This is a genomic window from Paenibacillus sp. J31P13 (assembly GCF_056269295.1).
This window is the reverse complement of record NZ_JBWDNR010000001.1, coordinates 1231425-1251462: the sequence shown is the minus strand read 5'-3', so window position 1 is coordinate 1251462 and position 20038 is coordinate 1231425. Positions and strand designations below refer to the sequence as shown.

The window sequence follows — 20038 nt, the reverse complement described above, 5'->3', positions numbered from 1 at the left end:
TTGATATCCAGCATAAAAAAAGGAGGCTCCCTAAGCCAGCGGCTATTCGGGCGCCTCCTTTCCTTTATTAATCCGACTCTATCATTTGCATGATATGGTTGGCATCCCGCAGTAGATAAGCAGCGGCTTCTGTCTCAATATGCTTGCCGCTTTGGGCCTCAACATGCTGGATAAACGCTTCCAGTTGACCGTGATTCAGCTTCTGGTTCAGACTGTTCGCGATGCCGTGATTATCTATCCAAGACATCGCCCTGAACTGGACGACAAGATCCTTCAGCGTGTTCAAGTCGGTATAGGTGGTGAAGGTTACCGTGCTCTCCTCCGTATTTCCTGCTTCGTCTCTAACAGATACAGTGAACGCGTGCGAGCCTAAAGCCAGCGTATACAGCGGGATCGTCGCACCAAGCTCTACAGGCTGACCATCCAGCAATGCGGAAGTACTTTCGGAATCCACTCCGGATAACGCATCGACGGCATTCCAGGACAGTGTCAGAGTTTCTGATCCTGCATAAGCCCTCTCCTCTGGCTCCAAGACGGTCAGTTCGGGAGCGCTGGTGTCCAGCTTAAAACTCAATGTTTTGACAGCCTCCCTATTGCCTTCCTTGTCGACTGAGAGGTAGCTTATTGAATGATAGCCGTCCTGACTGAAAATCAACGGTTCCTCGTATGGCTGCCACGTCCCGCCGCCATCGGTGCTGTATTCCGTGCCCGACACCCCGGAACTTTCATCTGCCGCATTTAGTTCAATCGTCACAGGCACCGTATGCCAGCCAGCCATCTCTTCGGGTAGCACCGGGGTTACAACGGGGGTCGTTACGGGAGCTATCCGATCGATCAACGAAAACCTGATATCGTCGAACCACATCTCGCTGAATCCACCTACATAGAACCCTACCGATCCCGATGCATGGTGCTTGGAATCGGAACCATTCAGCTTCAACTCTCCGTTCACATATACACGGATGCTCGCGCCATCAGCCACGATCCGAACGTCATATTCCGTATTCGGCAGCAAATCTTCCGTGGAAACGTTTTTCGTTTGAACCACGGCCCACGTAGGATCGTACAGGATCCACTGCGAAGTGCCGTCTGCCAGCTTCCGATAACCGATCTTGCCCGAGGTGCCGGAGGAGTTACGGTCATATACGTAAAACGTCCCCTGGGCCGGCGTTTCGGCAGGCATGGTCAGCTTGAAGGTCAAATCGTAATTTGTGAATAGCTTCGTATGAAGAGCCGATGCACCCTTCACGATCTTGTACAGCTTGTTACCGCCAACGGTAACGATACTTCGGTTCGGGTCAACCGGCCAACCGTTCGCGCCCGAATCGAAATCCGTAAAATGAAGGATATCCGATACCATAATCAGTGCAGTGGCCGAAGCTGCTGGATTGGCGACAGACGTAACGGTAATTGTGGCCTTTCCTTTCGCTAAAGCAGTAACCGTACCATTCTCATCGACAGAAGCAATCTCTGGATTTGCGGAATGCCATACGACCGAACGGTCGGCGGCATCCGACGGATCGAATTGAACCTGCAGCTGCTGTTGTTCATCCACTACCATATTGACGCTGCTCCTATCCAGCAGCAAGCCGGCTACATCCGTCGTCGGTACGCTGAACCTGATATCATCGAACATTAGATAATCGAAGCCGCCCGCATAGAACCCGACCTTACCCGAAGGATTAAAGGTTGAATCGACAGCCTTCAGTTTAAGTGCTCCATCGACATAGACGCTGATCTCCGCCCCTTTGACGATAATTTTTATATCGTATTCGGTATCCGGAAGCAGATCCTGAGAGACCATCGTATTCTGCTTGACAGTAGCCCAAGCCGAGTTATAGAGCAGCCATGAGGATGTGCCGTCTGCATACTTCCTGTATCCGATTCGGCCTCCGCTGCCAGTCGGATTGAGCCGGTCGAACACGTAAAACGTAGCTAATTCCGGAATGACCGGTGGCGTCTTCAGCTTGAAGGTCAACTCGTAATCGCTGAAGTCGTTCTCGTTCAGCGCGGTCGCTCCTTTTAACAGCTTATACATGTGGTTACCGCCGTCCCCTTCCACGATGTTCCGGTTCGGGTCGCTCGGCCAGCTGTTACGGCCGTTCTCGAAATTCGTAAAGTCCATAATGCCATCTCCGACCTCGACGGTCACCTGAACCTCGTCCCCGAGGAGCGGATTGTCAGCGGACACCGCCGTAACGGTAGCTTCCCCTAGACTAATCCCCTTCAGCTTGCCGTCCGCATCAACCTTCACAATGGCAGGATCACTGGAGGTATACAGCAGTGCAGAGTTGGTGGCATTCCAAGGAAGAACCGCCGAATACAGGGAATAGTTTTTCCCGATGCCGATCGTAATTGCGTCGTCATATAGCTCGACGTCCGTGACGGGAATAACGTCCGGAGCTAGATAAGGTCCGGCCTTTCCTACGATTCCCATCTCGCTGAAAGGTATATCTTGAAAGCTCGGTATTTGCTGGAATACCGCCGCATCAGCCTTCAGATTTAAGTCGCCGCCCGCTAGGTTCACGAAGCCCGGGTCCTGATTCGTGACCCAGTTGTTCGCGTATTGAACGAGATTAAATTTATCATAAGCTCCATTCGCGTTCGTCGTGCTGCTTCTCGGCTTCGTCGGATTGTAGATGACATTGCTCTGGAACGTATTTGTGTCCGGATAATAGCGGTTCTCCGTGAAGAAGTTTGCCAGCTCCGGATATTTAGTCAAATGAGGCATTCCGACGAAATCGTTGAATCGATCAAACAGCGCGTGCCATGGGCCCATATAATTTTTGGGAATTTGCTGTTCCGGTTTGTCGCCCAAGTACAGATCCGCGTAATCATATGGAACTTTGGCATCAATAAAGAGGTTGTTGCGTGTGCGGATATGAGCACCGCCGTTGTTCAGAATGGCGGAATTGCCCATCCGGTAAAATATATTTTCTTCTATTGTAATACCCATCGTGAAGTTATCCGGATAGACACCTTGTACGCCGGCTTTGCCTTCTCCGATGTGATGGAAATAATTGCGCCTGATGACCGTGCCCCGTTCCTGCGGCGCCGCTCCCAAATTCATATAGATGGCGCCAAGATCCGAGAATATTTTGCAAACGTCATAGATATTGTTGTATTCCACGAGATGGTCGTTACCGAAGATGAGAATACCAGGGTGAGGCGCGTCGTGGATTTCATTGTGGGATACGCGGTTTCCCGCCCCGGTCAGGATCACGGCAGGATTATATGCTTTATGATAGTAGGCAAAATCATGAATGTGGCTGTTCTCCACCACGTTGTTGCCCGGCTCCAGCGTAAGCCTGTCGCCGCCGTTCAGAATGACCCCCGTCCCCCCGACATGGTGGATGTGGGTGCTGATGATCGCATGGTTCACGCCTGATGCCTTGGCAAAATCATCATACAACCATCGGCTCTGGGTATTGATCCGTACTCCGCCTTCGGTAAAGTTGCGAATCTCGCAATGCACCAACCGAACGTAGCTGCCGCCCATGATGACCGCCGCAGAATCGCGGCCGTTCTCCAGTATGAGATCCTCGAAGGTTACATAAGACGTATTGACGGCATTGATCATTGGAGTCTTCAGCATGCTTACGGTAATCTCGGGAGCTTCCGCTTGGAAAGCGGCTGTCGGCAAGAAATACAGAATGCCTTGGCTTCGATCAATATAATACTCCCCCGGCATGTCGATCTCTTCCAATAAGTTCTGGGCAAAATGGAAGTCTGGATACCAGTTTTTGAACAGGCCGCTCATCTCGCCGTAAGCTAACGTTATGGATTTATTCGCCGTGTCAATGGATGCAATCCGGTTATACGACCATTCCCAGCTGTAGCCGAATATCCCGTCCAGCCATATATCGTCCGCCTCGGCCCATAGCTCCGGCCGATCATAGGTGTACGTGAAGGTACCTCCCCGTGTCTGAAGATCAGAATCCTTGCGGGTCGGGCCAGGATCGAGAATATTGCCAATCTGGACCGTTCCGTTGTTGGGCCATCTCGCGAGAGTCATTCCTTGGCCCTCAACGTACAGCTCCATCGGCGGGGTTTGGCTGACATCGTTAGCTTTGTAATAGCCATGCCGGCTCATGACGCCGAAGTCGGTTATGCCATGCTCCGTCAGGTCAACCTGCACAACCATTGACTTGGCGTCGTTGCTGATGATTCGATTGAGAACCGACGCGTCCGTTACGGGGAGGAACCAGCTTTTATCCAACATTCGACCGCCGTTCAGCGAAACGGACTCACCTGGATACGCGCGGTAGGTAATCGGTTTGTCAGCCGTACCCGAGTCCTGCTCCTCCAATAGGAAACTGCTGATCCGGTTATATACACCGCCTCTTAAATAGACCGTAACGCCGCCGTCTGGCAGTCCCGCCGTGCTATGCTTCAGCCCGCGGATGGCATCTCTTGCCTTCTCCAGCGTAAGGAAAGGAGACGCCTCCGACCCCGTGTTGGAATCGCTTCCATTTAAGGATACGTAAAATACAGCTCCGGAACTTGGGGACTCCTCTGCCTGCACGCCCGCAGTGGGGAAACTGCCCATTATCAAGGTCATTATCCATAAAACGCTCATCCATTTCCATTTTCTCTTCATCCTTCATTCATTCCTCCTCATAGATGGAATATCCGAAGAGGGAACCATACGGTTCCCGTATCTTAACCTTTCACCGATCCGATCATCGTCCCTTTCTCGAAGTATTTCAACAAGAACGGGTATATCACGAGCACAGGCAGGGAGCATATGATGACGGATGCCATCTTCAGACTCTCTGGTGCAGGCGGCACCAGATTCGTTGCCGTCGTGAACGGGTCCAGCTTGTTCTCGATCAGAATTTGCCTAATAACTAGCTGAAGTACATACTTCGATTGGTCGGTCACGTACAGCAGATTGTCCATGAATGCGTTGATATGATGAACGAGCGACCAAAGTCCGATCGTCACCAGCGACGGGATCGATAGCGGCAGCACGATGCGAAACAAAATCTTCATATCCCTTGCCCCGTCGATGCGGGCTGCATCGATCAAGGCATCCGGAATCGAACGGAAGAAAGAGAGCATCACCAGTACTTGGAAGGCGTTGGCAGCCGTCGGCAGCACATAAACCCATAACGAGTTCAACAGGTGCAGTTCCTTGATCAACAAATAATTCGGTACGATCCCACCGTCGAAAATCATGGTGAACAGCAGGAGCAGCACCAAAGCACGTTTCATTGGAAAATCAGGACGCGACAGCGGATACGCGGCGCAGACGGTAACGAGCAGCGTCAGTAAGGTACCCACGCCCATGCGAAACAGCGTATTCGCATAGCCCGACCAGATGAACGGATAGTCTAGCAGCTCACGGTAAGCTGTCCACTCGATGTCCCGAGGGAAGAAGTGAAATCCACTCCGAAGCGCCTCTCCGCGGCCGCTGAAGGAAACCGAGATAACATGGATGAACGGATAAACGACGATAAGCGCAAGCATCGTTAATACGATGTAGATCATAACGGGCGCAATGCGATCCTGCCATTTTTTTGCCTTCATGACGGACTTTTTTCCTGCTTCTACCATAACCCGCTCTCCCCTCGACTCAGTTTTCTTACGGTCAGATTGGCGCCTAGTATAAGCAGAAGACCGACCAGCGACTTGAATAAGCCAATCGCCGCCGTATAGCTGTACTGGAACTGCTGCAGGCCGACCCGATAAACGTAAGTATCGATAACATCGCCGGTTTCATAAGTAACCGGGTTAAGCATGTTGAAGATTTGTTCGAAGTTGGCGCTTAAGAATCCGCCTAGGCTCAAGATAAACATGATTGCCACGGTTGGCATGATCGACGGAATATTAATCTTAATAATCCGCTGCCAGCGGTTCGCGCCGTCGATGATCGCCGATTCCTGCAGCTCTGGATTGATGCCCGATAATGCGGCGAAATAAATGATCGAGCCCCAGCCGATATCCTTCAGGATGGCGGAAATGACAACGATAGACCGGAAGTACTCCTTCTTCCCCATGTAGAATACCGGCTCTCCGCCGAACCAACCTACGATATCGCCTACGACACCTGTCGTCGGGGATAGAAAATAAATGATCAGACCTGACATAATGACCCAAGAAACGAAGTGGGGCAAATACATCGTCGTCTGGATGAATCGCTGGAAATACCGGGACCGAACCTCGTTAAGAAGCAGTGCCAATATGATCGGAGCCGGAAAAGCAAAGAGCAGCAGGTACAAATTGAGGAGCAGTGTGTTTTTGAGCAGCCGATAGAAGTCGCTGTTTTGAAACAGCTCTTGGAAATGTTGAAGTCCGACCCACGAACTTCCCCATACCCCGTCTATAACCCGGAAATCTTTGAATGCTATGATTACACCGTACAACGGACCATATTTGAAAATGAAGAAAAACAGAAACGAAAACAGAAACAGCGTAAATAGCTCTCCATGCTTGCGTATAGTTTTCATGCTACACTTCCTTGAACCTTAGCCGCCTTATTCGCAAGAGCCGTAAGCCGTAACCAGCCCTTGCGTGTCGGCGGAATCGGTTATTTTTTGAATTGCGCCTGGTACATCTCGTTCGCTTCCTTCGTCAGCTCGTCGCCGCCTCTGGCCTTCCATTCCGTGACGAACTTGTCGAAATCGTCGAGCGCAATTTCACCACTAATAATTTGGGCAAAATATTTCTGCATCAGCGAAGTCAGATCGCTCTTGTATTTCCCGTCGGACGGCAATGCCGAGAACAACAGCGCATCGGTGTGCCCCGGTGCGGACGAATACGTTTGGATCGCTTCGTTCAGCTTCGGATTGGAATACTTCTGGCGGTATGCTTGCGTCGTAATGTTGCCGAGCGAGAACAGACGGATGCCTTCTTGGTCGCGCTGCTCCTGCTTCTCGAAGCTGGATAAGAACTTGGTTGCGCCGGAAGTTGCTCCACTTTCCGCGAAATCCCAATGCGTCCCCTTCACGCCAAGGCTCGTTATGTTGATCGTTTCCTCGTCGCTGCTCTGGGCTCGCAATATTTCGTACAGCTTCGCGAGCTTCTCAGGTTGGTCATTCACCTTATTGCCGATGACGACAAAGTTGCTCTTAACTCCCCAATCCCATGAACCGTCGCCGCCGGGTCCTACCGGGTTCTTCGCAAATACGAGCTCCGAATCCGGATTCAAGGACTTCATCTCAGTCAAGGTACCAGATTCCGGAAGCGCTCCCTTGGCAATCTGCTCCTCAATGACACCGATCCGGTTGTTGTAGAGCTTCTTGCGGTAGGAATCCTGCGTATCCGTAATGAATTCGGGGTCGATGACGCCATCCGCATACCATTGACGCAGCTTAGTCAATGCTTCCTTCGTCTCCGGCATGATAGAGCCGTTAACGATTTCCCCGTTTTTCTCATGCCACATCGTCGGCTCCACGCCGAACGCCCCGAAGATCGAATAGAAACCGGAGGACCAGGTGGACGTCGCCGTTCCGGTCAAGCCGAACGTATCTTTTTTGCCGTTGTTGTCGGGATCCTTCTGCGCGAAGGCGTACACCGCCTGCTCGAATTCGTCGAGCGTCTCCGGCACTTTCGTGATGCCGACTTGATCCAGCCAATCCTTGCGCCAAAGCATCGCAAGGTCATAAGGCTTCAGATCGATGAACATCGGAATCGCCCATAGCTCGTTATTGAACGTAACGGTTTGGAACAGCTTGCTGTTTTTCTCGATATCGGTGTAATACTCGGGCATCTTCTCCTTTAACATGTTCGGATCGATGCTCATGAGAACGCCTTGATTCTGATAGGCCGCCACGTTGGCCGGATCGCCTAGCATAAAGATATCGGGAATGTCCCCGGACGCGATGCTCGCATCAGTCACCTTCACGGGCTTGATCTTCACGTTGAACTTCTCTTCCAGCCACTTCTGAACCTGGGAGTTCTCTACGACACCGGCAGCTTGAAAGTGGATGCCCCATGTAATTTCTACTGGGTCCGCTGCTGCTTCACCTGTGCTTGCGGTATGACTGGCATTTGGAATGTTCGTACTATTAACTGAGTTGTTTGAGTTGGAGCTGCAGCCTGCTAGTAAGCCGACCGCCACGATCGCTGCCATTAAGGCATTGCTTATTTTGTTCCGTCTAAATTCCAAAAGAATCTCCCCTTATACATTCGGTATGATAGACCGTATCCTCGCTCTTTCTCCCGGCCGGGTAATGGTAGCGGTTACAATATTTACAATAGCCCTTTTCCGGTGGCGTTCACAATCATTTCTTTCGCTCCTTTTTTATGTTTTTGGCGTTTTTGGCGGACATAACCGAATTATGTTTTTCGTTTTTTTGTATGTTTTTCGGGCATCCTCTTCCCGATCCGTGCATCTGTGATATAATCCCCCTATTGGTGCCATTAGTTGACTTCCTAAAATGTAAGCGCAATCAAACAAGATCACAGGAGAGTGAATGCGATGACGGGAAACCGTTCGATCAAGCATAACACGATGTTCGTCAAGCTGCTTCTTTCCTTGACCGCCATTGCCGTCATCACCGTCGCGCTCATTGCCACGGTCACCTATTCGATATCGGCGGACAACAGCATACAGAACGCCATCGCGTACAATGAATCCATTTTGACGCAGCAGCAGGAGCTCATTCACAAGGAGCTAACCGCAATTAAATATAATGCGACCGGCATGATCGCCACCCAGTCCTACCTGTACCAGACGAAAGGGGACAAATTAAGCGTCAGCTCCCTGATTGATTTGACAGGCTTCGTGGGGGAGCAGAAAAAAATAAGCCCTTACATCGATTCCATCTATTTATATTATGCCCCGCTGGAGCTTGTCTTAACGTCCCGTCCCGAGATCAAGACGTCTCCTATCTCCACCTTCGCGGACCGCTCTTGGATGGATATTTGGAGCAAGCAATCGGAAAGCCGTACGACTTGGATCACAGGTCGGCCGAACGGCTTCGCACCGGATCATCCCGCCGCCACCCTGCTTCAGAAAATGCCCTTGATCGGCCAAGTTAACGGCGCCATCGTAATCAATTTGAAGCTGGATTTGCTGTTCGATGACTATTTAAGCCACTACCATAACAAAAAAGGCACGACCCTCGTCTTGGGGCCAGACTCTGAGCTGCTCTATTCCGATGCGGAGCCTGCTGCCGGCGAGACTCTTCATCAACGGATAGACCTCGGCAGGCTAAACGCCGGAGGCGGTTCCTACATCGACGATTCCGACCGGATCGTCTCCTATACGACCTCGGAGCTGACCGGCTGGAGATTCGTCGACATTACCGAGCGATCTGTTCTGCTGGCAGGGATGGATCGCATCAAAATCATCGTCGTCACCGTTGCCGCGGCTTACTTGATTGCCGCTATCGCAATTTCCTTCTATTTATCCAGAAGATTATACCGACCGCTTCAAAGCGTCATCTCGTATATCGGCGCTTCCGAAGACAGCCGGCGCGACGAGACCGGTTCGCCTATTCCGGCAGGCGATGAAGCAGGCTTCATCCGTCATCGCTTCGACACGATGATCCGCAATTGGGAGTCGCTGATGAAGGAGAAGCGGCAAGTGGATTCCTTGCTTACCGATAACCGTACGGCCATCAAAGAGAAATATTTGAACGATCTCATTCAATACGGAGACAACGGCGGACGTAGTCCAGAAGGCGGTACCAACCAAGCGGTCGATCTGCTTGGACTTCGGATCGATTTGGACAGGTTTGCCATGCTGACGCTTGAGCTGGAGGAGCCTTATCCAGTGAAGGGCAGCGAAGGCATCTTCCATTTTCATCTATTGCGATACGGTCTTATGGATGAGCTCGGCGCCGATATCGACGGAGAGGTGTTCGCCAAGGACGACAAGCGGACGGTGATTCTTCTATCTGTGCCCATGGAGGCAGACGACTTTCCCCTGGAGCAGGCCAAGAAGCTGAAGCAACATGTACTTTCCCGATATGGCATATCCGTTACGATCGCCGTCAGCCGGATCTACAAGGGGGAACAATCGGTCCGCTCTGCTTTCGAGGATACGATCGAAGCGCTGAATTTGAAAATGTACATCGGCAAAGGAGAGATATTGCCGTACGCTATTTTAGAAGATTGGAAGGCGGAGGAAGAGGCTTATTATTATCCGTATGAGCTGGAAACGAAGCTGCAGCAGGCGCTGCTTCAGACGGATAAGGAGGAATGCTTCAAGACGATCCGCCAAATCACGCAGACCGCGATCGACAAGAAGCTTGGCAAAGCGAACATTCAGCAGCTGTTCTTCCAACTGAGCGGAGAAATCGTGAAGACGCTTGTTCAGACAAGGGGCGACATGTCCGCCGTATTCGGCGACCGGGCGGCATACACGGATGTGCTGGCGCGCGCCGAGACGCTGTACGATATGGAGCAATGCCTCGCGGAGATGTGCGACCGGATTATCGACTATCACAGGGAGAAACGCTCCAAGATGACCGATGTGACCTTGCATCTGGCGACCGATTATATGGATGCGAACTTCAACAAAAACATATCTGTAGATACGGTAGCCGAACATGTGCAGCGCAGCTCCTCCTACTTAAGCCGCATTTTCAAGGAAGCTACGGGAATGACCGTCGGCGATTATTTAATCCAGCTCCGCATCAAGCGGGCTATGGAACTGCTCCAGCATCTGGGGCTTTCCATCGAGGAGATATGCAAGGAAATCGGGTATGCGAACGTAAGCTACTTCAATAAAATATTCAAAATCCGCACAGGTCTCACCCCCGGTCAGTACCGGCAGCAGCAAGCCGCCGACAAGCTCCACAGCCCAGCGGGCGAGCACACTTAAGAAAAATAGGAAAGCCCCAATATCCTGTTTCAAGCAGGTTCTCGGGGCTTTTCCCTTCCGTACGTTTATTGTCGTCTTATCCAAGGATTACAATTACTCCTGAATAGTTGGTTTGGACAGCATTTCAACGATTACGCTCCCATGCTCCGCAGGCTCGTTGGCATAATTGTACATGTCTTGTAACACACTTGTTGCCTTGTGATGAACGGCGATGGGACGATTGACCGCATTTTGCTACGGCGTATAGGGCACATTGCGAGTCATCTCGCATGCTAATCCGAACAAAGGCTGGAACTTGCTCGTCAACTCGCTTTCATAATGCGACGCGGTTACTATCATACTATCCCACTTTCCATAACTTTTGAATTATGAGCTAGATAGATATTATTAACAAAGCTCTTTCCAGATGTGGGTTATGTATGTTAACTTCTTTGATAAATTGGACGACTTTGGGGAATCTGTCCCTATAAACGTTGGTTTGTTTGCGTAATCTCTCCATTAGTTTAACAAAAAGAGCAGACTCCAGTACGGCCTGCTCATCGATGTGTGCGCTTCATCTTTCGTTACGCTAATCCAGTTCTCGTAGCTTTTGCTTACATACATGACAACTTTGATCTCTTGATCCTCATTATTTGGCTTGCCTAATACTGTGGCATGCCCTTCGCTTAGCTTTCTTAATGCTTCGACAGTCTTCTCAAGGTTTTTCGACTTGATATGCCAATTCGCGAATGAACTTCCCACGATATGGCCTCCTCTAATCGCTTTCTTACTCAGCCTGACTCTTGATTATTTCATGATCATTTGTCCTGATTCTTCCTACTTTTCACTTGAATTAATCTTCAACTATTCTGTCCGTTAGCTGAGAAGCGAATGCTGATTAAGTAAAACAAAAGAACATTTATAATGAAATGGCATATGATAAAAAAATTATTATTTTTCTTGGAGGTTCTCTATTATGAAGGAAAGATTTATCTTACGCATTGGTTTTTTCCTTCTCGCTTATTTGATTGTTTTATCCATCTTCAACACACCGTCAATATCATTTCAAAAAGCCGTTCAAATTGCCGAAAAGGTAACTCCAATATCAGAAGGGTATCGTATAAGTCATATAGATGGCAGAAATTATTGGTCATTTCATTTTAATACTAATCCCGTTTACAGGTTTGATGTGATTACTATTAAAAACGAATCAGGATTTCAACACCGGAAATATAAAGTTGAAATTGATGCGAAAACAAAAGATGTATTGAAAATCAAGGAATTTAACTAATATAAACTCTTACCATCGCTTCCACTTCAAACGTGCAGTCATTTACCGTGGTATTGCTTTGGGATCGTCGCTAGAGTTCGGCAATCATGATGAAGTTTTTGGGCGGTTCGCCCTTTGGATTCAAGATCTTCTTGAATCGTACAAGCTGAGCAAAGCGAATGTTTTATATCTACTTTCAACCAAACTTCAAAATCATACATGAAGCCTGATCCTCGAATACTCTAGGACGCATGCCGGTTACGTATTATTTAATTAGTAAGCAATTATTCTTGCTGGATTGTCGATTGTTACTTCTGGAAGACATCATCTCCGAATTGTAACTGTTTGAGCAACGGAGGGATAAATTGTGTAAAAAAATTAAAACGTAATATCCATAAGTTACACCATGCGACTTTTCTGCCACATCATGGCCAAGTACAATCTGTGAACTATATCCTTTTTAAGGAGATCAACGAGTCCCTTGAGTCTGTCATAATCATTCGGTAAAATCTCAACGATGGAGCGCCAAGCATCAAAACTTATATTAATTCCCTTTTCCAGCAATTTGGTTTGGAGATCCGTATCCACGCTTTTTACCATATCGTTATTCTTTGCATCTCGTGCTTTGATCTGTAAGTAATAGTTTGCACTCTGAACCAGTCCTGTCAACTTATTAGTCGTGACATTGCCCACCGAGGTCAGCAAGGAATCACCACTATAGATGTCGCAGGCCAAGATACCTTCATTGTCCGTAGCTGCATCCCAATGCAGATCAAACCCTTTGTCCGTAATGCCTTCTACATAAACATTAGTTACGACAGACGGAGGCGTAACGTCTGGCATGATCGCCTTAACAGAGAAATTGAAATTATCGAAGATCGCGTTCGAGTTCCCGTTTCAAACTCCTACTCTTCCCCCGATGAAGGTGATATTTTCAATGATTCCACTCTCTTTAATAGATATGAAATCCTTACTTCCACCTTTCAAATTATAGAAGCGCTATCATTTTTGAAGATTTGATCCCGACTTCTCTTTCATTTTCAAGGTTTATGTTACTTCCTAAAGATGACTGCTATTCTGATCGATCTGACATTTATTATGGAGTTTAAACTTGAAACGATTAATCTATTTCCCAAGCCAAGCGCCTTGGCTAATAAGTAAATCTTGGAGTCCTTCGATAGGAACTTGTCTCGAAGTTGTTTTGTTCATACTAGCCAAATAAGCTGCCGTCCCCGCCGCCTGTCCCATAGCGAAGCAGTTCGGCATCACGCGAAGGGAGCCTTGGACGACGCGGTCAGATGAAGCAGCTCGACCAGCGACCCACAGATTGTCGATACCAACCGGTAACAAGCAACGGTAAGGCACCCCGTGAGATTTACCTGGGGGCAGGTGATGTATCGCCATGTTATCCTTGCTTGTTGCCATATGGATATCGATAAAATACGCGTTCCTAGCAATGTCATCTGGGAAAGTGCGCATTTCCATGAAATCTTGTTGTGTAAGTACATAATCACCGACAATTCTTCGCGTCTCACGGATACCGATCTGCTCCCCAGTAGAGATCAGATGCGCGTTCTCAAAGCCCGGAACATATTTGTGGAGAAATCGAAGCTGTTCCTGTACCTTTTTCCTGCCTTCGATCGCTCCCCGGGTGAGATCCTCCGCTTTCGTACCGTCAATTTTGAAAATATGACCGAAGTTAACCCCGACTAGATAATCGGAAGTCCATGAAAAACCGGACACTTCTTTACGCCCTTCTGAAAGATCACCATTCTCCTGTGCCTTCTGCACGGCGATCGGAATTTGCGCGATGTCACCGCTCACTCGAAGATACTCGTTAAACCGAATCCTATCTACATTCGTTAATAGGTAGCACATCGTTCCCGGCTGCAGTTCTCCTCGCGCACCGCCTTTATGGAAAGGCACACCCGCCATAGCGGCGATGTCTGCATCTCCCGTCGCGTCGATCACGTAAGAACATTTCACGAAAGAGCGGCCTGTCTTGTTGACAATGATGACACCTTCGATCCGGCTTCCGGTTGGATCCATGCAGATTTGGCCGACGAATGTATGGTACAACAATTCAGTACCGCTATCGAGTACGGCGTCATCATAGACACGCTTCAACACTTCGGAATCGATAGGTACCCAATCCAGCTGATTATTATACAGCTCACGGTATTGCTCGTTACAATTTTTCTTCATCGTTTCCATTAATTCAAGTCCAATTCCGCGAATGACCGGCTTCTCATGATCCGTGAATGGACAGAAAGCCGGTACGAGCGCCACTGTTCCCATTCCACCAAGAAACCCTCTCTGCTCGATAATCAAAGTTCGAGCCCCATTCTTAGCTGCAGCAATAGCGCTAGCAATTCCGGAGGGCCCTCCTCCAACAACTAATACGTCTGTTTTTCGGCTTACTGGTATGTCTTCCGCTTGTAAGCGATATGTGTTCATTCCTTAACCATTCCCCCAAATAAAAACAACTTTCCAAATCCCGGAATATCTGCGGTATTGGAAGGTTGTTAGTTAGTAACTCTCAAAATCATACATATAGAGCTGTGAGGTAACTCAATGATAACCCCACAGCTCTTGAGATCCCTTTACTTCGTGGTATACCATTCATTAATTTCTTTTAGGCTAGCATCCCCGCCGGAGGATTTATATTTCTCCTGAAAGGCTGCAATACCGCTAGATTGTTCACTACCGACGATAAATCTAACTGCATATTCATTTACTAATGTGCCAAGTGTCTGATTATTCTTTGTATATTCTGGCATATATGGCGCTGTTGCGAGCAGGTCAGGTTCCCGCTCTGTTGCAGGCAGCTTCACATTCATCGATTCCCATGCCGCGAACAATCTAGGGTCCTTACGTACTCTAGCCTGCCAATAAATAGGATAGTTAACCTCATCTACTCCACTCAAATAATTGTTTGCAGCGTTTCGCTCATCTGAAAAGATCGGAAGAATAGGAGTATAAGCTCCGTCCTTGAATGTATAGTGTTTGCCCTCTTCACCGATGGCAATGAGCTTGTGCGTTTCCTTCTCGAGCTTAGCATTTATAAACTTGATGGTATCTTCTGCATGCTTGGAGGATTTAGGTATAATCGTGATTCGGTCCAACCCGCCTCCACTACTGCTCAATCCACTGCTACCATCTTTTCCTTTAAGCGGCGGAATATAGGTGATGATGGCTTCTGGCTTATTTTTCTGCAGGGTATCGGTTAGTCCCGGAATTTCTGCCCAGTGAGCTGGAATTACACCAATCTTACCACTTGTGAACTTCTCCTTCAGATTTGCATCTTTATTGATAGCGAATTCCTTCTCAAGCAGTCCCTGTTCGAATAGATCATTCATGAATTCCAAATAACTTTCAAATCCTGGATCAAGCGCTGCCGGAGCAAGCTTGCCGTCTACTTCGTTGTAGCCATTTGCAATTCCGAACGCTCCGTTCAGATTAGGAAGGATAGGATAATCCCCACGTGTCGAGAAAGGAACATTCTGTTTTCCATTTCCACCAGGATCCTGCTCTTGAAACGCTTGCAAGACTGTTTTGAACTCCTCTATAGTGGTTGGCATCGGTAATTTAACTTTATCAAGCCAATCCTGACGGATGATTAAATCATAACCCACACCATCCGACGCGCTCGTAGGAATGGCAAAAACTTTACCATCTACCTTAACTGCTTCCCATGAGGCTGCAGAAATAGCTGCCTTAATATTTGGACCGAACTCGTCGATAAGAGGTCCAATTTCAACTAATGCACCTCGTTTTGCATAATCGGAATACAGCGCTTTTCCGCTGCTTCCGCCATTCATAAATACATAATCATACTCTGCTCCTGAAGCGATCAAGAGATTCAACTTGTCATCTGCTTTATCCTGTGGCAGCATATCATACTGAACTTTATACCCTGTTTTCTCTTCAATAACCTTTGCAACCGGATAAGTGTTATAATCATCATTTTGCCATATATGCAATGCCTTTAATTCCGGCTTCTTCGTTTCATCTGGTGAAGCACTTGGTGTTTCCTTTGAGGTGTCAACAGTTGGAGCAGGCGGTGATGGTGTATTCTCTGCTTTATTAGTGTTACTACAAGCAGCGGTTAAGGCAATTACACCTATTATAGAAAGTAGTCCAATATTTCTTTTTAACGATAGTCCCATTCAACAAACCCTCCCTGTTATTTTCCTACTAAACGGCATGCGTATATAATCATTAACCCGCCGGGTACCTCGTCGGTTTAATGCGCTACCCTTTGACAGAGCCGATCAGAACACCTTTTATAAAATACTTTTGCAAATAAGGGTATACCAGTAGAATGGGTACGGTTGAAGCGATGACAGTGGCGGAACGAATCCCCTCCGGCGTAATGTTCATCATGTCATCCACGGTCTTGTTCATTCCCATCTGAACGGTGTCTGCATCCATCACGATATCACGTAAATATAGCTGTAGAGGCTTTAAGGATGGATTGTTGATATATAGCATTGGTCCGATAAAGTCATTCCAGAAATATACAGCATAGAAGAGCGAAATCGTTGCCAATACCGGCCCACTGAGCGGTAGAATGATACTAAAGAGAATCCGTAAATTCCCTGCACCCTCCAGCTTGGCTGCTTCCTCAAGACTCTCCGGCAAGTTCTCATAATAACTCTTGATGACTAAGAGATTGAACACACCGATGAGCGCTGGCAAAATCAGTGACCATATGCTGTCCATCAACCCCATTTGACGAATCAGAATATAGTTAGGAATCATGCCGCCACTGAATAGCATAGTAAAGACAAAAAGCAGAAGGATGGGGCCAATACCTGGCAAATGACGCTTCGACAATGGATAAGCAGTAACTGCGGTCAGTAGAATGCATAGGATGCTGCCGATTAGAGTAATTGTGACTGAAACAGTGAGGGACTTAAGAAATGGACTAGAACTAACGACGAATTTCATCGTGTCCAGTTGAAAATCCACCGGAAGAAGGCCGACTTTGCCGGAGATAACCGCCCACTCGGCACTTACCGACTTGGCGAATACATTGGCAAACGGAAGCAGAGTGGATGCAGCGAACAAGGCAAGCATAAAGTAGACAACGAAATCTAGTATTCGGTCCCCGAATCTTTTTTTGATCATAGTAATTCCTTTTCCTCCTCCATTTACCAGATGCTTTGCCCGGTGTATCGCTTGGACAGCTTGTTACCCACGATGACTAGCACAAACCCAATGACGGAATTGAATAACCCAACAGCTGTACTGAAGCTGTAATCCATTTTGCCTAGACCGATTCGGTAGACGTAAGTTCCTATGACATCTGTGGTCTCGTATACGACCGGATTATACATGGTTAAAATCTGTTCCGTACCGGCATCCAGCAGACCGCCGATTCGAAGGATAAAGATTAACACGATGGTGGTCATGATACCCGGGAGTGTGATGTACCACATTTGTTGCAGCCTACTGGCACCATCAATCGCAGCTGATTCGTACTGATCCTGATCTATACCAGCAATCGCGGCTATAAAAATGATGGCGTTCCAACCTGTTTCCTTCCACCCGGCTGTAAACACGATTATGCTTCGAAACCAATCATTGCTGAGAAGGAAGCTAATTGGCTCACCGCCGAGTGAGACAATGACCTGATTGACGATTCCGCCTGACGTCGCTAAGATGTTGACAAAGAGCCCGGAAATAATGACCCATGATAGGAAATGCGGTAAATAAATAATCGTTTGAACAGTGCGCTTGAACCACATTTTTCTCGCTTCATTCAACATGAGAGCAATTAGGATTGGAATCGGAAACAAGATCACGATCTTATAAACACTGATTAACAAAGTGTTGCGAAATACTTGCTTGAATTCTTCCGAGTGGGTCAGCTTGACGAAGTTCTCCATACCCACCCAAGTACTCCCAGTAATTCCATCAAAAATACTGTAGTCCTGGAAAGCGATAATAATCCCATACATCGGGATGTACTTAAAAATGAATAGGAACAGCAATCCGGGCACTAGAAGCAGGTACATATCCAGATTATTGCGAAAGATCCGCCGTTTCTCTCCCCTCTTGTTCGGCACTGCCTTCTTTACCGTCTTAGTTGTTGTAAGCTCCATCCTTTATCTCCTCTTTCGTCCTATCCTGTATCTCGTAATTTCATTATAAGAGGAGGTTCAAAAACGTTGTAGATGACAAAGCTTCACTTTCTGGTGAAATCCAATAGAACCTCTGTCAACGCCTTTAGTCGGATGGTTACTGTTGTTCCCTCACCAAGTCGTGATCGGATGGACAATCCATAAGTCGGTCCTGCGAACAGTTTGATCCGCTCATCCACATTAAATAAGCCATAAGAGCTGCCAGTAGAATCCGTACCCAGCTCGTTTGCCGGTTCGGTCAATAACTTCTTTGCCCTTTCCTCTTCCATACCAATTCCATCGTCAGACACTTCCAGAACGAGATCTTCATTTTCTTTGTAAGCACGGATCGTAATGACCCCAGATTTTGTCTTTGACTTGCGAATTCCGTGTAAGAGCGCGTTCTCCACGATTGGCTGCAGTGTCAGCTTGGGAATAAAATACGCATCCAATCCCAGCTCCATAAATACCTCTAAATCAAAGCTAGACGGGAACCGACTTTTCTGGATACCCAAATACACTTGAGCGAGTTGAATCTCGTCGGCGACACTTGTATTATCGCGTCCCTTGTTCAAGCTCAATCGGAAATACTTAGCTAAAGCATCTATCATCTCACTGATGTCCGTTGCATTACGCCCTATCGCGATCCAGTTAATCGTGTCCAGTGTATTATATAGAAAATGAGGGTTGATCTGAGCTTGAAGCGCCTTAAGCTGCGCTTCCCTCTGTTGAACTTGTGCCCGATAGGTTTGATCCATCGATTGCTTTACCCGTCGGATCAGATGATCTACGCTTTGCTCAAGCATAAATAAGTCCCCTTCTCGGGATGAAACCTCATCAAGACGTTCCACACCTTCTTTGCGAATCGTCACAATAATCTGTTGCAGTCTGCGGTTCATCGTACGGATCATAAGCGCCAGCAGAATGAACATCAAAGCTAGGAATACAGCAGATATACTAAGAATAGTCGCTATACTAGACTCTCTCCCTTGATCTAACGCCCTTCTGGATATCTCCGATGCTGGAATCTCAGCAATGAGCCTCCATTCAACACCTTCAATTCGTGCAGAAATCGTATATAGCTCACTATTTGAACTCTTATTTTTCCCATCCTTAACCGCAGCGATTGTCGTTCCGACCCATGTCCTTTCCGGGTGCCATAGAATGGTTCCTTCCTTATTTACCAAATAAAGCTTCGAATTAAGAGGCAATTCAATGAGACTAAGGATATCCGCAAATGTCCTTTCTTGGATATCGAGCAGTATAATACCTAACACATTGTCGTACTGCTCCGGGTCCCTAATCATTCTGGCGCTGGAAAAAATGTAAGTGTCATCCTTATCAATGAACGATTCCTCGTAGACCCCTGTCCACACGATTCTTCCGTTCGATTCGATGACTTCGGTAAATAGAGATCTATCCTGAATACTTTCTATTGAGAAGAAGTTAATTTGATCGCTTGCAATCAATTTTCTTCCATCAACAAAAAAACGGACGTGAAAAACGTCCGAATTTGTTTCCACTGTATCCACTAGATTCCGCAAATCTTTTACATTGTCCAGTTGTATTCCCTCAGACGGGTTTTCACCGGCTTGTCCAAGATATTTGTACAGATTTGGGTTCATAAGCAATGAGTTAGAGATATTTTCAATCTGATGAATGCGATAAGATAAATGAATTCCAGCTTGATTCAGCGTTTGAAGTATGGAACGGGACACTTCCTCCTCGAGAATAGAGGCTGATCGCTGATAGTAACTATATAGCAGCACAGATGCGGGCACGACGATAACGAGTAGATAAAGAAGCAGCCACTTTCGCAACACCCAATAGGGCTGCGACAACCGCTTTAGCCAGCTTGCTTTAGAATTTGACATGACATTCTTC

The 20038-nt window shown here is 47.7% G+C and carries 13 protein-coding genes and 1 pseudogene; 2 read left to right on the top strand and 12 right to left on the bottom strand.

Going from position 1 to position 20038, the window contains the following annotated elements; genetic code table 11:
* Positions 1-67: 67 nt before the first annotated feature.
* The 5 genes and pseudogenes from AC0YOD_RS05670 to AC0YOD_RS05650 form a co-directional block, all read right to left on the bottom strand.
* The gene (locus AC0YOD_RS05670; RefSeq protein ID WP_475798378.1) at positions 68-2779 is read right to left on the bottom strand and encodes an Ig-like domain-containing protein; all 2712 of its coding nucleotides are present in this window, start codon (positions 2777-2779) and stop codon (positions 68-70) included.
* Positions 2780-2917: 138 nt separating this feature from the next.
* Positions 2918-3499, bottom strand: a pseudogene (locus tag AC0YOD_RS05665) (right-handed parallel beta-helix repeat-containing protein); the annotation flags it as partial.
* A 1163-nt stretch (positions 3500-4662) separates the two neighbouring features.
* A complete protein-coding gene (locus tag AC0YOD_RS05660; RefSeq protein ID WP_475798241.1) occupies positions 4663-5559 on the bottom strand; it encodes a carbohydrate ABC transporter permease in 897 nt (298 codons plus the stop codon).
* Positions 5553-6452 carry an ABC transporter permease gene (locus AC0YOD_RS05655; RefSeq protein ID WP_475798240.1) on the bottom strand — a complete coding sequence of 300 codons (900 nt, stop codon included), beginning with the start codon at positions 6450-6452 and terminating at the stop codon, positions 5553-5555. The genes AC0YOD_RS05660 and AC0YOD_RS05655 overlap by 7 nt, the downstream gene beginning before the upstream one ends.
* Positions 6453-6532: 80 nt before the next feature.
* Positions 6533-8077, bottom strand: a complete 1545-nt coding sequence (locus AC0YOD_RS05650; protein WP_475798239.1) for an extracellular solute-binding protein — start codon at positions 8075-8077, stop codon at positions 6533-6535.
* A gap of 348 nt (positions 8078-8425) precedes the next feature.
* Here AC0YOD_RS05650 and AC0YOD_RS05645 point away from each other — a divergent pair, with 348 nt between their 5' ends.
* Positions 8426-10777: an AraC family transcriptional regulator gene (locus AC0YOD_RS05645; protein WP_475798238.1), complete on the top strand. Its 2352-nt coding sequence runs from the start codon at positions 8426-8428 to the stop codon at positions 10775-10777.
* A gap of 498 nt (positions 10778-11275) precedes the next feature.
* On the opposite strand, the gene AC0YOD_RS05640 is transcribed toward AC0YOD_RS05645, so the two are convergent.
* Positions 11276-11518: a hypothetical protein gene (locus AC0YOD_RS05640; RefSeq protein ID WP_475798237.1), complete on the bottom strand. Its 243-nt coding sequence runs from the start codon at positions 11516-11518 to the stop codon at positions 11276-11278.
* Positions 11519-11732: 214 nt separating this feature from the next.
* Between AC0YOD_RS05640 and AC0YOD_RS05635 the strand changes: the two genes are divergently transcribed.
* The gene (locus AC0YOD_RS05635) at positions 11733-12047 is read left to right on the top strand and encodes a PepSY domain-containing protein (RefSeq protein ID WP_475798236.1); all 315 of its coding nucleotides are present in this window, start codon (positions 11733-11735) and stop codon (positions 12045-12047) included.
* Between the two features lie 378 nt (positions 12048-12425).
* Here AC0YOD_RS05635 and AC0YOD_RS05630 read toward each other — a convergent pair whose 3' ends face one another.
* From AC0YOD_RS05630 to AC0YOD_RS05605, 6 genes are all read right to left on the bottom strand, one after another.
* Positions 12426-12869 (bottom strand): hypothetical protein, encoded by a 444-nt coding sequence (locus tag AC0YOD_RS05630; protein ID WP_475798235.1) that lies wholly within the window; start codon positions 12867-12869, stop codon positions 12426-12428.
* Between the two features lie 282 nt (positions 12870-13151).
* Positions 13152-14483: an FAD-dependent oxidoreductase gene (locus AC0YOD_RS05625; protein ID WP_475798234.1), complete on the bottom strand. Its 1332-nt coding sequence runs from the start codon at positions 14481-14483 to the stop codon at positions 13152-13154.
* Between the two features lie 146 nt (positions 14484-14629).
* Positions 14630-16195 carry an extracellular solute-binding protein gene (locus AC0YOD_RS05620; protein ID WP_475798233.1) on the bottom strand — a complete coding sequence of 522 codons (1566 nt, stop codon included), beginning with the start codon at positions 16193-16195 and terminating at the stop codon, positions 14630-14632.
* A gap of 85 nt (positions 16196-16280) precedes the next feature.
* On the bottom strand, positions 16281-17159 hold the full coding sequence (locus AC0YOD_RS05615; RefSeq protein WP_475798232.1) for a carbohydrate ABC transporter permease: 879 nt from the start codon (positions 17157-17159) through the stop codon (positions 16281-16283).
* A gap of 23 nt (positions 17160-17182) precedes the next feature.
* On the bottom strand, positions 17183-18136 hold the full coding sequence (locus AC0YOD_RS05610) for an ABC transporter permease (protein WP_475798231.1): 954 nt from the start codon (positions 18134-18136) through the stop codon (positions 17183-17185).
* 83 nt (positions 18137-18219) lie between these two features.
* Positions 18220-20028 (bottom strand): sensor histidine kinase, encoded by a 1809-nt coding sequence (locus AC0YOD_RS05605; RefSeq protein ID WP_475798230.1) that lies wholly within the window; start codon positions 20026-20028, stop codon positions 18220-18222.
* Between the last annotated feature and the right edge of the window lie 10 nt (positions 20029-20038).